The 12,916-nt window shown below is 59.7% G+C and carries 24 protein-coding genes; 1 reads left to right on the top strand and 23 read right to left on the bottom strand.

Annotation, left to right across the window (positions count from 1 at the left end; all coding sequences use genetic code 11):
• Nucleotides 1-68 precede the first annotated feature (68 nt).
• Nucleotides 69-614, top strand: a complete 546-nt coding sequence (locus GO014_RS04735; RefSeq protein ID WP_157289311.1) for a P-loop NTPase family protein — start codon at nucleotides 69-71, stop codon at nucleotides 612-614.
• A gap of 178 nt (nucleotides 615-792) precedes the next feature.
• Here the strand turns inward: GO014_RS04735 and rplQ are convergent, their stop codons facing one another.
• From rplQ to rplB, 23 genes are all read right to left on the bottom strand, one after another.
• Nucleotides 793-1,215, bottom strand: coding sequence for a 50S ribosomal protein L17 (gene rplQ / locus GO014_RS04740; protein ID WP_104894195.1), 423 nt, complete (start codon nucleotides 1,213-1,215; stop codon nucleotides 793-795).
• 32 nt (nucleotides 1,216-1,247) lie between these two features.
• Nucleotides 1,248-2,273 carry a DNA-directed RNA polymerase subunit alpha gene (locus tag GO014_RS04745; protein WP_343030840.1) on the bottom strand — a complete coding sequence of 342 codons (1,026 nt, stop codon included), beginning with the start codon at nucleotides 2,271-2,273 and terminating at the stop codon, nucleotides 1,248-1,250.
• Between the two features lie 95 nt (nucleotides 2,274-2,368).
• On the bottom strand, nucleotides 2,369-2,761 hold the full coding sequence (rpsK, locus tag GO014_RS04750; protein WP_046104437.1) for a 30S ribosomal protein S11: 393 nt from the start codon (nucleotides 2,759-2,761) through the stop codon (nucleotides 2,369-2,371).
• Between the two features lie 154 nt (nucleotides 2,762-2,915).
• Nucleotides 2,916-3,284: a 30S ribosomal protein S13 gene (gene rpsM / locus GO014_RS04755; RefSeq protein ID WP_104894193.1), complete on the bottom strand. Its 369-nt coding sequence runs from the start codon at nucleotides 3,282-3,284 to the stop codon at nucleotides 2,916-2,918.
• A 174-nt stretch (nucleotides 3,285-3,458) separates the two neighbouring features.
• Complete coding sequence (locus tag GO014_RS04760) at nucleotides 3,459-4,028, bottom strand: adenylate kinase (protein ID WP_116588568.1); 570 nt, start codon at nucleotides 4,026-4,028, stop codon at nucleotides 3,459-3,461.
• Nucleotides 4,025-5,362, bottom strand: a complete 1,338-nt coding sequence (secY, locus tag GO014_RS04765) for a preprotein translocase subunit SecY (protein WP_116588567.1) — start codon at nucleotides 5,360-5,362, stop codon at nucleotides 4,025-4,027. The genes GO014_RS04760 and secY overlap by 4 nt, the downstream gene beginning before the upstream one ends.
• 135 nt (nucleotides 5,363-5,497) lie before the next feature.
• Nucleotides 5,498-5,998, bottom strand: a complete 501-nt coding sequence (rplO, locus tag GO014_RS04770; RefSeq protein WP_104894190.1) for a 50S ribosomal protein L15 — start codon at nucleotides 5,996-5,998, stop codon at nucleotides 5,498-5,500.
• Nucleotides 5,999-6,013: 15 nt separating this feature from the next.
• Nucleotides 6,014-6,202 carry a 50S ribosomal protein L30 gene (rpmD, locus tag GO014_RS04775; protein WP_104894189.1) on the bottom strand — a complete coding sequence of 63 codons (189 nt, stop codon included), beginning with the start codon at nucleotides 6,200-6,202 and terminating at the stop codon, nucleotides 6,014-6,016.
• Between the two features lie 21 nt (nucleotides 6,203-6,223).
• Nucleotides 6,224-6,757: a 30S ribosomal protein S5 gene (gene rpsE / locus GO014_RS04780; RefSeq protein ID WP_104894188.1), complete on the bottom strand. Its 534-nt coding sequence runs from the start codon at nucleotides 6,755-6,757 to the stop codon at nucleotides 6,224-6,226.
• Between the two features lie 20 nt (nucleotides 6,758-6,777).
• Nucleotides 6,778-7,140, bottom strand: coding sequence for a 50S ribosomal protein L18 (gene rplR / locus GO014_RS04785; protein ID WP_104894187.1), 363 nt, complete (start codon nucleotides 7,138-7,140; stop codon nucleotides 6,778-6,780).
• A 12-nt stretch (nucleotides 7,141-7,152) separates the two neighbouring features.
• Entirely contained in the window at nucleotides 7,153-7,686 is a 534-nt protein-coding gene (rplF, locus tag GO014_RS04790) for a 50S ribosomal protein L6 (RefSeq protein ID WP_116588566.1), read from the bottom strand.
• 47 nt (nucleotides 7,687-7,733) lie between these two features.
• Complete coding sequence (gene rpsH / locus GO014_RS04795) at nucleotides 7,734-8,132, bottom strand: 30S ribosomal protein S8 (RefSeq protein WP_056308241.1); 399 nt, start codon at nucleotides 8,130-8,132, stop codon at nucleotides 7,734-7,736.
• Between the two features lie 13 nt (nucleotides 8,133-8,145).
• Entirely contained in the window at nucleotides 8,146-8,451 is a 306-nt protein-coding gene (gene rpsN / locus GO014_RS04800) for a 30S ribosomal protein S14 (RefSeq protein ID WP_104894185.1), read from the bottom strand.
• A gap of 32 nt (nucleotides 8,452-8,483) precedes the next feature.
• On the bottom strand, nucleotides 8,484-9,041 hold the full coding sequence (rplE, locus tag GO014_RS04805) for a 50S ribosomal protein L5 (protein ID WP_104894184.1): 558 nt from the start codon (nucleotides 9,039-9,041) through the stop codon (nucleotides 8,484-8,486).
• On the bottom strand, nucleotides 9,034-9,345 hold the full coding sequence (gene rplX, locus GO014_RS04810) for a 50S ribosomal protein L24 (protein ID WP_104894183.1): 312 nt from the start codon (nucleotides 9,343-9,345) through the stop codon (nucleotides 9,034-9,036). Before rplX ends, rplE begins: the two co-directional genes overlap by 8 nt.
• A complete protein-coding gene (gene rplN, locus GO014_RS04815) occupies nucleotides 9,345-9,713 on the bottom strand; it encodes a 50S ribosomal protein L14 (protein WP_104894182.1) in 369 nt (122 codons plus the stop codon). The genes rplX and rplN overlap by 1 nt, the downstream gene beginning before the upstream one ends.
• Before the next feature lie 64 nt (nucleotides 9,714-9,777).
• Complete coding sequence (gene rpsQ / locus GO014_RS04820) at nucleotides 9,778-10,023, bottom strand: 30S ribosomal protein S17 (protein WP_104894181.1); 246 nt, start codon at nucleotides 10,021-10,023, stop codon at nucleotides 9,778-9,780.
• A 12-nt stretch (nucleotides 10,024-10,035) separates the two neighbouring features.
• Nucleotides 10,036-10,230 (bottom strand): 50S ribosomal protein L29, encoded by a 195-nt coding sequence (rpmC, locus tag GO014_RS04825; RefSeq protein ID WP_104894180.1) that lies wholly within the window; start codon nucleotides 10,228-10,230, stop codon nucleotides 10,036-10,038.
• Between the two features lie 11 nt (nucleotides 10,231-10,241).
• Complete coding sequence (gene rplP / locus GO014_RS04830) at nucleotides 10,242-10,655, bottom strand: 50S ribosomal protein L16 (RefSeq protein WP_104894179.1); 414 nt, start codon at nucleotides 10,653-10,655, stop codon at nucleotides 10,242-10,244.
• Nucleotides 10,656-10,670: 15 nt separating this feature from the next.
• On the bottom strand, nucleotides 10,671-11,408 hold the full coding sequence (rpsC, locus tag GO014_RS04835) for a 30S ribosomal protein S3 (RefSeq protein ID WP_104894178.1): 738 nt from the start codon (nucleotides 11,406-11,408) through the stop codon (nucleotides 10,671-10,673).
• Complete coding sequence (gene rplV, locus GO014_RS04840) at nucleotides 11,408-11,788, bottom strand: 50S ribosomal protein L22 (RefSeq protein ID WP_067453330.1); 381 nt, start codon at nucleotides 11,786-11,788, stop codon at nucleotides 11,408-11,410. The genes rpsC and rplV overlap by 1 nt, the downstream gene beginning before the upstream one ends.
• A 2-nt stretch (nucleotides 11,789-11,790) precedes the next feature.
• Entirely contained in the window at nucleotides 11,791-12,069 is a 279-nt protein-coding gene (gene rpsS, locus GO014_RS04845) for a 30S ribosomal protein S19 (protein WP_104894177.1), read from the bottom strand.
• A gap of 3 nt (nucleotides 12,070-12,072) precedes the next feature.
• The gene (gene rplB / locus GO014_RS04850; RefSeq protein WP_104894176.1) at nucleotides 12,073-12,912 is read right to left on the bottom strand and encodes a 50S ribosomal protein L2; all 840 of its coding nucleotides are present in this window, start codon (nucleotides 12,910-12,912) and stop codon (nucleotides 12,073-12,075) included.
• Nucleotides 12,913-12,916 lie beyond the last annotated feature (4 nt).

Genomic DNA, 12,916 nt, shown 5'->3' on the forward strand with positions numbered 1-12,916 from the left:
CCAATTCATAACGTATCTCGCCGCCCCGGTTCGCTGGGGCGGCTTTTTTGTCTCCTTGGGGGCTGACCATGCATGAATTCATGCCGATCGAGGATCTTGGTCGCCGCACTATCATCTTGGGGCCAACCAATGCCGGAAAGTCGACGCTAGCGGTTGCCCTTGGCAACAAGCTCGGTGTCCCGACCTTGCATATCGACCTGTTTCGTCACCTCCCCAACACCGATTGGAAACAACGGCCTGATGAGGAGTTCGCGGCGATCCACGATGCCGCCATCGCCGGGCCGGAATGGGTCATGGACGGCAATTACACGAAACTGCTGCCGCAGCGCCTCGCACGGGCCACCGGCATAATCGTAGTCGACGACCATCTCTGGCGCCGCTACTGGCGTTATTTTCGACGTACGCTGGGACATGTACCGCGTGCCGGAGCACTCGAAGGCAACAGGGATTCGATCAAGTGGGCCATGATCCAATGGCTCTGGCGCACACGAAATGCCGCCTTGGCCAGCCGACGACATGCAATAGAGTCTGGCCTTCCCTACCTCGTAGTCCAAGATCAGACTCAACTGCAGGCTCTCTACAAAGCGTGGGATCTATCACCAACGCCGTTTTGATCGCCTCCACTTTGTCCCGGCACCTACAGCCTGCACCCCGTCCAAGGCACCGCGTATGAACTCCGATAGCTTCGGACGCTCCAGTGACCAGGATGGTGTTCAGATTTTCGCTCCCCGAACGAAAAAGACGGCCCGGGATATCCCAGACCGCCTTCAATCACTGTCTTGCCGACAAGGCTTACGCCGCTTCGGCTTCGTCGTCCTGCGTAAAGACCGGACCGGAGTCCTGACCCTTGGCATCGACGTCACGATCGACGAACTCGATCACGGCCAGCGGGGCATTGTCGCCATAGCGGAAGCCGGCCTTGAGAATGCGCAGGTAACCGCCCTGGCGTTCGGCATAACGCGGGCCGAGCACGGCAAAGAGCTTGGCGACCATGGCTTCATCGCGGATCTGGGCGATGGCCTGGCGGCGGGCATGCAGATCGCCGCGCTTGCCAAGGGTAATGAGCTTCTCGACGATCGGACGCAGGTCCTTGGCCTTGGGAAGCGTGGTGACGATCTGTTCGTGCTTGATCAGCGCGGCGGACATGTTGGCAAACATCGCCTTGCGGTGCGATGCGGTCCGGCTGAATTTGCGGCCTCGGGAAGCGTGGCGCATGGGTTATCTCCTAAAGTCTGGTCAGCGCCGGATCAATAATGATCTTCGTAGCGCTTGGCGAGGTCATCGATATTCTCGGGCGGCCAGTTGTTGACGTCCATTCCGAGATGAAGCCCCATCTGTGCCAGGACTTCCTTGATTTCATTGAGCGACTTGCGGCCAAAGTTCGGCGTCCGCAGCATCTCGGCTTCCGTCTTCTGGATCAGGTCGCCGATATAGACGATGTTGTCGTTCTTCAGGCAGTTGGCCGAGCGGACCGACAGCTCGAGCTCGTCCACCTTCTTGAGCAGCGCCGGATTGAAGGCGAGTTCCGGGACAGCGTCCTGGGCCTTTTCCTTGGTGGGCTCTTCGAAGTTGACGAAGACCGACAGCTGGTCCTGCAGGATACGGGCAGCATAGGCCACCGCGTCTTCCGGCGAGATCGCGCCATTGGTCTCGACCGAAAGGGTCAGCTTGTCCTTGTCCAGGCTTTCGCCGGCACGGGTCGCATCAACCTTGTAGCTCACGCGGCGAACCGGCGAGAACAGGGCATCAACCGGGATATAGCCGATCGGTGCGTCCTCGGGACGGTTCTTGTCAGCGGGGACGTAGCCCTTGCCGGTGTCCACGGTGAACTCGATATTGATCTCGGCACCGTCGTCCAGGTGGCAGATGACCAGCTCGGGGTTCAGCACTTCAATGTCGCCGGTAACCTTGATGTCGCCAGCAGTGACGGCACCGGGGCCCTGCCGGGAGAGGGTCAGGCGCTTCGGGCCTTCGCCACCCATCTTCAGGGCGATTTCCTTGACGTTGAGAACGAGATCGGTGATGTCCTCGCGCACGCCGGGCAGCGAGGAGAATTCGTGCAGAATGCCGTCAATCTGGATAGCGGTCACTGCCGCGCCCTGAAGCGACGACAGCAGCACGCGACGCAGGGCATTGCCCAGGGTAAGCCCGTAGCCGCGCTCAAGCGGCTCGGCAACCACCGAGGCCACGCGCGCGTTGTCGCTGCCCGAAACAATGTCCAGCTTGGTCGGCTTGATCAGTTCCTGCCAGTTCCTCTGGATCGTCACGGTAATGTCCTTTCAATTTAGCGGCCAATTCGGCCGCTCCGCCGCATACACAATAGAACTCCCGACCCATTCAATCGGCCGGGAGACTTCCAATCGTCCTGTTAGACGCGGCGCCGCTTGCGTGGACGGCAGCCATTGTGCGGAATCGACGTGACGTCGCGGATCGAAGTGACATTAAAGCCAGCGGCCTGCAGAGCACGCAGTGCCGATTCACGGCCCGAACCCGGACCGCGCACTTCGACCTCAAGGGTCTTCATGCCGTGTTCCTGGGCCTTCTTGGCCGCATCTTCAGCAGCAACCTGAGCAGCATAAGGGGTCGACTTGCGCGAACCCTTGAAGCCCATCACGCCCGAGGACGACCACGAAATCGTGTTGCCCTGCATGTCAGCGATGGTGATCATCGTGTTGTTGAAGGAGGCGTTCACGTGAGCGACGCCCGAAGTGATATTCTTGCGCTCCTTGCGACGGACGCGCGCGACTTCAGTCTTAGCCATTCTTATCCTCTAGGATATCGGCGCTGCCGTAATTCCAGCAGCTCCACCACGGAAGAAGCGGTCCAAGTCTACCCGGCAAGCTCTGACGAACTCCGGAAAGGCTTGACCCGCCACTCCCAATTCAAAAAACCACCCCGCAATTGCGGGACAGCAATTACTTCTTCTTGCCGGCGATCGGCTTTGCCGGACCCTTGCGGGTACGAGCATTGGTATGGGTGCGCTGACCACGGACCGGCAGGCCACGACGGTGGCGCAGGCCGCGATAGTTACCCAGATCCATCAGGCGCTTGATGTTCATTGCAACATTGCGGCGCAGGTCACCTTCCACGACATAGTCGCGGTCGATGGCTTCACGGATCTGAATCACTTCTGCGTCGGTCAGCTCGTTGACGCGGCGCTCAGCCGGAATACCGGCACCCTCAGTAATGTCCTTGGCGAACTTTTCGCCGATCCCGTGAATATACTGCAGCGCGATAACCACGCGCTTATTCGTCGGAATGTTGACGCCAGCAATACGAGCCACGTCTGCTCTCCTTCATTCACACGCGCCATCCCGGCGGGTGCCTTTAAACAACAAGGGACCGGATTTCGACCCCCAACTAAGGGAGAACCGAATCCAGCCCAATGATCCATGAGACTGGTGCGGTTCTTTAAGGATAAGACCGGGTAGAGTCAACTGCCCTACCCGGCCTATTGTTTACTTGCCCAGGGCACTCTTGATGGCCGCTGTTACCTCTTCGACGGGAGCCATCCCGTCGACAGGCTTCAGCAGGCCCTTGCCGGCATAGTATTCAACCAGTGGCGCAGTCTGTTCCGAATAGACACCAAGGCGCTTGCGCAGCACTTCCTCATTGTCATCGGCACGGGCGCCACCCGATTCCTTGGCGCGGTTGATGACGCGCTTCACCAGCTCGTCAGCTTCCGCCTTGATCTCGATGACCGCATCAAGGGCGATTCCCTTGTCCGCCAGCATCTGATCGAGTGCTTCGGCCTGCGCAATCGTGCGCGGGAAACCATCCAGGATAAACCCGGGCCTGCAGTCTTCCGCGTCCAGACGCTCCGAAACAATGCCATTGACGATAGTATCGGAAACCAGGTCGCCTCGATCCACGATCGCCTTGGCTTCAAGACCCAGCTGGGTCTTGGCAGCAATGGCGGCGCGCAGGATGTCGCCGGTTGAAAGCTGGGGGATGCCATAGGCCTCCACCAGAATCTTGGCCTGTGTGCCCTTCCCCGCCCCTGGGGGTCCCAACAGGATCAACCTCATCGACGCTTGCCTCCTCCAAGACGGGATTTTTTCAGCAGCCCTTCATATTGCTGGGCCACCAGATGGCTCTGGATCTGCGTTATCGTATCCAGCGTGACCGTCACCATGATCAGCAGCGAGGTACCGCCGATAAACTGGCTGACCGCGAGCTGGCTGAACAGCACTTCAGGAATTAGCGCAACGATCGTCAGATAGATCGCGCCGACCACCGTGATGCGAGTCAACACATAGTCAATGTGCTGAGCGGTGCGCTCACCGGGTCGAATACCGGGAATGAAACCGCCGGAACGCTTCAGGTTGTCCGCCGTCTCGGTCGGGTTGAAGACGATCGCCGTGTAAAAGAACGCAAAGAAAATGATGAAGGCGGCAAACAGCGCCAGATAGAGCGGCTGCCCGCGACCCAGCAGGGCCGTCACCGTCGTCAACCAGCCCGGAGCATTGCCCTGGGCTGCGAACGAGGCGATGGTCGCCGGAAGCAGCAGCAGGGAAGAACCGAAAATCACCGGAATAACGCCGGACGTGTTCAGCTTGAGTGGCAGGTGCGAAGTGTCGCCCTGGAACATCTTGTTGCCGACCTGACGCTTTGGATACTGGATCAGCAGTCTGCGCTGAGCACGCTCAAAGAAGACGATGACAGCAATCACCACCAGGGCCAGCACCAGCATTCCGAGCCCGGCAAGTGCGGGAAGAGCCCCTGTACGCGCCAACTCAAGCGTTTGTGCAACAGTCGCGGGCAGGTTCGCCACGATACCGGCAAAGATGATCAGCGAAATGCCGTTGCCGACACCGCGCGCGGTGATCTGCTCGCCCAGCCACATCAGGAACATGGTGCCACCCACCAGGGTAATCACCGTGGAAATGCGGAAGAACCAGCCCGGATTGAGCACAACGCCCTGGCTGCCCTCAAGGCCAACGGCAATGCCATAGGCCTGCACGGCACAGAACAGTACCGCCAGATAGCGGGTGTACTGGTTCATTTTGCGACGCCCGGCCTCACCCTCTTTCTTGAGAGCTTCAAGACGCGGGGACGCCGTGGACACCACCTGCACCACAATCGATGCGGTAATGTAAGGAATAAGGTTCAGGGCAAAGATTGCCATGCGCTCGACAGCGCCACCGGCAAACATGTTGAACATGCCGATGATGCCCTGCTGCGACTGTTCGAATGTCGCGCGGAACGCATCGGGGTCAATACCCGGAACCGGAATGAAAGTGCCCAGACGATAAACAAGCAGCGCTCCAAGTGTAAACAGGATGCGCTGCTGAAGGGCTTTCGCCTTGGAAAAGGTCGAGAAACTGAGATTACGTGCCAGCTGTTCGGCTGCGGACGCCATATAATTCGCTCCTACGGCTTGGATGCCAGGTGCGCTCGGAGCGCTGGAGACGCATATATGGGATATGTGCCGGCCAGACGCAACAAACCATAAGAACGCACCCGGCGTCATGCCGGGTGCGCCCTGCCAAGTGAATTACTCGGCGCGTGGGGCCTTCTTCCAGGTCTCCTTGACCGGGATAAGGTCGAGCTTGCCGCCGGCTGCTTCAATGGCCGCAGCAGCGCCCTTGGTGGCATAATCAACCTTGAAGGTTACCTTCTTGGCCGAAAAACCTTCCGAACCGATCAGGCGCACGCCGTCCTTGGGACGACGGATAACGCCAGCGGCGATCAGGGCAGCAGCATCCACGACAGCCTTGGCATCGAGCTTGCCGCTGTCGATATAGGCCTGGATGCGATCGATGCGCACTTCATTGAAGTCGCTCGGGTTCCAGGCGTTGAAGCCACGCTTTGGCATACGCATGTGAAGGGGCATCTGGCCGCCTTCAAAGCCGTTGATGGCGACACCGGAGCGAGAGGTCTGGCCCTTCACACCGCGGCCACCGGTCTTACCGACGCCCGAACCGATACCACGGCCCACGCGAACGCGGGTCTTGTTGGCACCTGGATTATCGCGAAGTTCGTTCAAACGAGTCATTGATCCGACCTTCCTTTACTCGCCGACGACGCGGACGAGATGCGGGATCTTGTTGATCATGCCGCGCACTTCGGGCGTATCAACCAGCTCACGCTGTTTGTTCATCTTGTTCAGCCCGAGACCGATCAGGGTCGCGCGCTGGCTCTTTTCACGGCGGATCGGCGAGCCGACCTGCTGGACAACGATGGTCTTGTCTTTTGCCATTGTACTTCTCCAGAGCCCCTATCAGGCTTCGACTGCAGCTTCGCCGCGGCGAGCCTGGAGTTCGGAAACCTTGATACCGCGACGCGAGGCCACCGAACGGGGGCTGTCAACACGCTTGAGCGCATCGAACGTGGCACGGATCATGTTGTAGGGGTTCGCCGTGCCCTGCGACTTGGCGACGATGTCGTTGATGCCCAGCGTCTCGAAGACTGCGCGCATCGGACCGCCGGCAATGATACCGGTACCTGGAACTGCAGCACGCAGAATGACCTTGCCGGCGCCGTGGCGGCCGGTGACATCATGGTGCAGCGTGCGGGCGTCGCGCAGCGGCACGCGGATCATCTGACGCTTGGCCTGCTCGGTTGCCTTGCGGATTGCCTCGGGAACTTCACGGGCCTTGCCGTGACCAAAACCGACGCGACCCTTCTGGTCACCGACAACGACGAGGGCGGCAAAACCGAAGCGACGGCCGCCCTTCACAACCTTGGCCACACGGTTGATGTGGACCAGGCGATCGACGAACTCGCTTTCGCGTTCTTGAACGTCTCTGCTCATAATTCTCTTCCTCGCCGTTGTTAGAACTGCAGGCCGCCCTCACGGGCAGCGTCTGCAAGGGCCTTAACACGGCCATGATAGATATAGGCGCCACGGTCGAACACGACTTCGCCGACACCGGCCTTCACGCCACGCTCGGCGATCAGCTTGCCAACGGCCACAGCCGCATCGGCATTGCCGCCGTTCTTGTGCGAACCGCGCACGTCCTTTTCCAGGGTCGAAGCGGCAGCCAGCGTACGGCCGGTCGTGTCGTCGATGATCTGGGCGTAAATGTTCTTGTCCGAGCGGAAAACGCTGAGACGGGGACGACCAAAGGCACGAGCCTTGAGCGCCTTGCGGACACGGGCCTTGCGGCGTTCCGCACCTTTTGCAGAAATAGCCATCTGTGGCGCTCCTTACTTCTTCTTGCCTTCTTTGCGGAAGACCTGCTCGTTGGCGTAACGCACACCCTTGCCCTTATAGGGCTCGGGCGGACGCCAACCACGGATCTCAGCCGCAACCTGGCCAACCTGCTGCTTGTCGATACCAGTCACCACGATCTCAGTCGGGGCCGGAACAGCGAGGGTGATCCCCTGAGGAGCCTCATACACGACTTCGTGGCTGAAACCGAGCGAGAGCTTGACGTCCTTGCCCTGCATCGCGGCGCGGTAACCAACGCCCTGGATCGCCAGCTTCTTCTCGAAACCGGCGCTCACGCCCGTAACGATGTTCTGGATCAGCGCGCGGGTGGTGCCCCAGGCGGCGCGAGCTTCACGGGTATCGTTGGCCGGGGAAACGACGATACCGTCCTCACCCTGCTCGACATTGACGATATCCATGAGCTGCAGGCTCAGTTCGCCCTTCGGGCCCTTGGCGCTGACGGTACGACCATTGATCGTTACCGTGACGCCGCTCACCGGGGCCACCGGTTTCTTGCCAGTACGTGACATAATGCTTCCTTGAGTAATCGTCTTGCCGATCCCCTAAGCCAATTGGCTTAGAAGACGCGGCAGAGTACCTCGCCACCCACATTGGCAGCCTTGGCTTCGTGGTCGGCCATCACACCCTTGGGGGTGGAGAGGATCGAGACACCCAGGCCATTGGCAACCTGCGGAATATTCTTGACGGATGCGTACACCCGACGGCCGGGACGCGAAACGCGTTCGATCGTGCGGATAACGCCTTCATTGTCCGAGTACTTGAGTTCAATCTCGTACTCGGCAGCGCCGTTCTCGAACTTCGTCTCCGAATAGCCGCGGATGAAACCCTCGGACTGGAGAACGTCCAGCACCCGACCACGCAGGGTCGAAGCCGGAGTCGAAACGGAATTCTTGCGACGCTCCTGAGCGTTGCGGATGCGGGTCAGCATATCGCCGATTGGATCGGAAAAGCTCATTTGATGTTTCTCCTTACCAGCTCGACTTCACCAGACCCGGGATCTGGCCCAGGTTGCCCAGCTGACGCAGGGCAATACGGCTCATCTTGAGCTTGCGATAGTAACCACGCGGACGACCCGACACTTCGCAACGGTTGCGAATGCGGACCTTGGCCGAATTGCGGGGCAGTTCAGCCAGTTTGAGGCTGGCCTTGAAACGCTCTTCAATCGGAGCGTCCTGGTTCTTGACGGTAGCCTTGAGCGCGGCGCGCTTGGCGGCGTACTGCTGAGCCAGAGCGGCGCGCTTCTTGTTCTTTTCGATGGAGCTGGTCTTTGCCATGTCCTGATCCTTTATCCCTTCCTCGGCGCCGCTTACTGGCGGAACGGGAAGTTGAAAGCCTTGAGAAGCGCACGCGCCTCATCATCGGTACGGGCCGTCGTGGTGATCACGATGTCCATGCCCCAGACCTGATCAATCTGATCGTAGTTGATCTCGGGGAAGATGATGTGTTCCTTGATGCCCATGGCATAGTTGCCACGGCCGTCAAAGGCGTTCGGGTTGAGGCCGCGGAAGTCGCGGACGCGCGGCAGGGCGATATTCACCAGGCGGTCCAGGAATTCATACATGCGCGTCTTGCGCAGCGTGACCTTGACGCCCAGGGGCATGCCTTCGCGAACCTTAAAGCCAGCGATCGACTTGCGGGCGTGCGTGATCACGGGCTTCTGACCGGAAATCAGCTCAAGCTGGTCGGCGGCAGACTTCACCTTCTTGGTGTCGTTGACGGCTTCGCCAACGCCCATGTTCAGCACGATCTTGTCGAGCCGCGGCAGTTCCATCACGTTCTTGTACGCAAACTGCTCACGCAGGGCGGCCTTGATCGTGGTGTCGTATTCGGTCCGGAGACGCGGAATGTAAGCGGTCTCAGCCATCGATCTGATCTCCGGTGGTCTTGGCGACGCGGGTCTTCACGCCGTCCTTGATCTGGAAACCGACGCGGGACGGCTTGCCATCCTTGTCGGCGACCGCCAGGTTCGAAAGATGGATCGGCGCTTCCTTGGTGAAGATGCCGGCATCATTCGATGCAGTCTGCTTCTGGTGGCGACGAACCAGGTTGATACCCTGGACGATCGCGCGGGTTTCGGACGGAATGACGGACAGGACCTGACCGGTCTTGCCCTTGTCCTTGCCGGCCAGGACGATCACTTTATCGCCCTTCTTGATCTTGGCGGCCATTACAGCACCTCTGGGGCAAGCGAAATGATCTTCATCTGGTTCTTGGCGCGGAGTTCGCGCGGAACCGGTCCGAAGATACGGGTGCCGATCGGCTCTTTCTGATTGTTCAGAAGAACGGCGGCGTTCTTGTCGAAACGGATGACGGTGCCGTCGGGACGGCGGATGTCGGTAGCGGTGCGAACCACCACGGCCTTCATCACCTGGCCCTTTTTGACGCGGCCGCGCGGAATAGCGTCCTTGACCGAAACGACAATAATGTCGCCGACCGAGGCGTATTTACGATGCGAACCGCCCAGCACCTTGATGCACATGACACGACGAGCGCCGGAATTGTCCGCGACGTCGAGATTGGACTGCATCTGGATCATGACTGGATGCCTTCTAGTTTATCGGCTGCACCGTCACCCGGCGCGCCGACCTGAATTGTTTCTCTTACGCAGACGGCGACGAAGCCGGCACGAGCGACCAACGCTTGTTCTTCGAAATCGGCGCTGTTTCCTCGATCCACACGGTCTGACCGACCTTTGCCACATTATTTTCATCGTGGGCGTGGTACTTCTTGGAACGACGCACGGTCTTCTTCAGAAGCGGATGGGTGAAACGGCGCTCGACACGAACCACAATGGTCTTGTCATTGGCGTCGGAGACAACGGTCCCCTGCAAAACGCGCTTTGGCATGGGTGTGAATCCTTACTTAGCTGCGTTCTTTTGGCCGAGGACGGTTTTGATCCGCGCGATATCGCGGCGGACTTCCCGAACCCTGGCCGGCTTTTCCAACTGCTGGGTAGCGCGCTGGAAACGCAGGTTGAACTGTTCTTTCTTCAGGTCGACGAGCTGATCTTTCAGTTCGTCTGCGGTCTTGGCCCGCACATCACTGGCTTTCATGCTCGTGTTCCTTAATCGGCAATACGCGTGACAATACGCGTGGTGATCGGCAACTTCATTGCTCCGAGGCGAAGGGCCTCCTTTGCAACGTCTTCGGGTACGCCGTCAATCTCAAAAACGATACGACCCGGTTTTACGCGCGCAGCCCAGTACTCCACGGAGCCCTTACCCTTACCCATACGGACTTCGGTAGGCTTCTTGGAAACCGGCACATCCGGGAAAATCCGGATCCAGACGCGGCCCTGACGCTTCATCTCACGAGTGATCGCACGACGGGCAGCTTCGATCTGGCGGGCCGTGACGCGTTCCGGCTCGGTGGCCTTGAGTGCGTACTGACCGAAAGCCAGGGTGGTACCACCCTTGGCTTCGCCATGGATCCGGCCCTTGTGGGCCTTGCGGAACTTAGTTCTCTTCGGTTGCAGCATAATGAACCAACCTTCTTATGCGCGTTCGCGGTCGCGGTCGCCGCGTTCACGGCGCGGCTCGCGCTCAGAACGCTGACCACCTTCACCACCTTCGGTGGCACGACGCTCATGGGCCGACGGATCATGCTCGAGGACTTCGCCCTTGAAGATCCAGACCTTGATACCGATGATGCCGTAAGTGGTTTCGGCTTCAGCAGTACCGTAGTCGATATCCGCACGCAGGGTGTGCAGCGGCACGCGCCCTTCCCGGTACCATTCGGTACGGGCGATATCGGCACCACCGAGACGACCACCAACATTGACACGGATACCACCGGCGCCCATGCGGATTGCGGTCTGCACGGCGCGCTTCATGGCGCGACGGAAGGCCACACGGCGTTCCAGCTGCTGGGCAATGCCCTGGGCAACCAGCGTTGCATCGGTTTCCGGCTTGCGCACTTCAACAATGTTGATGTGCACTTCGCTGTCGGTGAACTTCTTCACCTTGGCGCGGATCTTGTCGATGTCAGCGCCCTTCTTGCCGATCACGATACCCGGACGGGCAGTGTGGATCGACACGCGGCACTTGCGGTGCGGACGCTCGATGACGATCTTGGAGACCGCAGCGGCCTTCAGTTCCTTCATCAGCATGGTGCGGATCTTCAGGTCTTCCTGAAGCAGGACACCATATTCGCCCTTGTTGGCGAACCAACGGCTATCCCAGGTCCGGTTGATGCCGAGGCGGAAGCCGATCGGATTGATTTTCTGGCCCATTATGCGGCCTCCTCAACTTGCCGGACAACAATCGTCAGGTGCGAGAACGGCTTCTCGATCCGCGACGACCGGCCACGGCCGCGAGCGGTGAAGCGCTTCATCACCAGCGAATTGCCCACATAGGCTTCAGCAACGACAAGAGCGTCGGTGTCCAGGCCGTGGTTGTTTTCGGCGTTGGCGATGGCGCTCTCGAGCACCTTCTTCACCTGGCCGGAGATGCGCTTGTGGCTGAATTCGAGATCGGCCAAAGCCCGCTCGACCTTCTTGCCACGGATCAACTGCGCGACGAGGTTCAGCTTCTGAGGGCTGATGCGCAGCATGCGCAGGACAGCCTTTGCCTCGTTATCCTTGAGAGCGCGCTCAGTCTTAGGCTTGCTCATCTCTACTTCCTCTTGGCCTTCTTGTCGGCCGCGTGACCGTAATAGGTACGGGTCGGCGCGAACTCGCCAAACTTGTGACCGATCATTTCCTCGGTGACGAGCACCGGGACATGCTTCTGGCCATTGTGCACGCCGAACGTGATGCCGACGAACTGCGGCAGGATGGTCGAGCGACGGGTCCAGATCTTGACCACATCATTGCGGCCAGAGGTCTGGGCCTTCTCGGCCTTCTTGAGCAGATAGCCGTCGACGAACGGCCCCTTCCAAATCGAACGGGTCATGTCTTACCTGCCCTTCTTCACGTGACGGCTGCGAACGATAAACTGGTCCGTAGCCTTGTTGCTGCGCGTACGCTTGCCCTTTGTAGGCTTGCCCCACGGGGTCACCGGATGACGGCCACCCGAGGTACGGCCTTCACCACCACCATGCGGGTGATCGACCGGGTTCATGGTCACGCCGCGGTTGACCGGCTTGCGGCCGAGCCAGCGATTGCGACCAGCCTTACCCATCGAGGTGTTCGAGTGGTCCTGGTTGCTGACCGCACCAACAGTGGCAAGGCACGAGCCGTGCACACGACGCTGCTCGCCCGAGTTCAGGCGCAGAATGGCCCAACCCTGGTCGCGGCCCACATACTGGGCATAAGCACCGGCCGAACGGGCAACCTGGCCGCCCTTGCGGGGCTTTAGCTCGATATTGTGCACGATGGTACCCACCGGCATGCGTTCGAGCGGCATGGTGTTACCAGGCTTCACGTCCGCGCCGTTGAGCGAGGAGATCACCTTGTCACCAGCAGCCAGACGCTGCGGCGCGACGATATAGGCCAGCTCGCCGTCTTCGTACTTGATCAACGCGATCCAGGCCGTGCGGTTCGGATCATACTCGAGACGCTCAACGGTCCCGACCATGTCGAACTTCACGCGCTTGAAGTCGATCATACGATAGCTGCGCTTGTGACCGCCACCACGATGGAACGCAGTGATACGACCACGATTGTTGCGACCACCGGATTTGCTCAGGCCTTCGGTCAGAGCCTTGACCGGAGCACCCTTCCACAGTTCCGACCGGTCAGTCGTCACCAGCGTGCGACGGCCTTCGGAAGTGGGATTGTAAGTCTTTAGAGCCATTTGT

The organism is Devosia marina (assembly GCF_009758415.1).
GTDB classification, from domain to species: Bacteria; Pseudomonadota; Alphaproteobacteria; order Rhizobiales; family Devosiaceae; genus Devosia; species Devosia marina.